This is a genomic window from Actinomadura sp. NPDC048394 (assembly GCF_040651755.1).
Lineage (GTDB): Bacteria > Actinomycetota > Actinomycetes > Streptosporangiales > Streptosporangiaceae > Spirillospora > Spirillospora montaniterrae.
On record NZ_JBEZJL010000192.1, the window covers coordinates 1 to 1402 of the forward strand.

Genomic DNA, 1402 nt, shown 5'->3' on the forward strand with positions numbered 1-1402 from the left:
GAGGGGAGGGAGAACTCATCTCGAGGAAGGCTTCCCGCTTAGATGCTTTCAGCGGTTATCCCGACCGAACGTAGCCAACCAGCCGTGCCCCTGGCGGGACAACTGGCACACCAGAGGTTCGTCCGTCCCGGTCCTCTCGTACTAGGGACAGACCCTCTCAATTCTCCTACGCGCGCAGCGGATAGGGACCGAACTGTCTCGCGACGTTCTAAACCCAGCTCGCGTGCCGCTTTAATGGGCGAACAGCCCAACCCTTGGGACCTACTCCAGCCCCAGGATGCGACGAGCCGACATCGAGGTGCCAAACCATCCCGTCGATATGGACTCTTGGGGAAGATCAGCCTGTTATCCCCGGGGTACCTTTTAGCCGTTGAGCGACACCACTTCCACACGTAGGTGCCGGATCACTAGGCCCTGCTTTCGCACCTGCTCGACACGTCCGTCTCACAGTCAAGCTCCCTTGTGCCCTTGCACTCGCCACCTGATTGCCAACCAGGCTGAGGGAACCTTTGGGCGCCTCCGTTACTCTTTGGGAGGCAACCGCCCCAGTTAAACTACCCACCAGGCACTGTCCCCCACCCGGATACACGGGCGCGGGTTAGACGCTCAAAACGACCAGAGTGGTATTTCACCAATGACTCCACCCACACTGGCGTGCGGGCTTCACCGTCTCCCACCTATCCTACACAAACCGTTCCAAACGCCAATGCCAAGCTGTAGTGAAGGTCCCGGGGTCTTTCCGTCCTGCTGCGCGAAACGAGCATCTTTACTCGTACTGCAATTTCACCGGGCCTGTGGTTGAGACAGCGGGGAAGTCGTTACGCCATTCGTGCAGGTCGGAACTTACCCGACAAGGAATTTCGCTACCTTAGGATGGTTATAGTTACCACCGCCGTTTACCGGCGCTTAGATTCTCAGCTTCGACCCGAAGGTCTAACCGGTCCTCTTAACGTTCCGGCACCGGGCAGGCGTCAGTCCGTATACAGCGTCTTACGACTTCGCACGGACCTGTGTTTTTAGTAAACAGTCGCTTCCCCCTGGCCTCTGCGACCACCCCCAGCTCAGGCAGCAAGTGCCATCACCAGACGTGGTCCCCCTTCTCCCAAAGTTACGGGGGCAATTTGCCGAGTTCCTTAACCACAGTTCACCCGATCGCCTTGGTATTCTCTACCTGACCACCTGAGTCGGTTTAGGGTACGGGCCGCCGGTACACTCGCTAGAGGCTTTTCTCGGCAGCATGGGATCACTCACTTCACCTAAAACGGCTCGGCATCACATCTCACCCTTAAATGGCGTGCGGATTTACCTACACACCGGGCTACATGCTTACCCCAGGACAACCATCGCCTGGGCTGAGCTACCCTCCTGCGTCACCCCATCACTCACCTACTACCCCCTCGGG

General features: G+C 58.2%; 1 rRNA gene. It reads right to left on the reverse strand.

Annotated elements, in window-relative coordinates:
- Positions 1 to 1402 (reverse strand): 23S ribosomal RNA (locus AB0C78_RS50785); the annotation flags it as partial.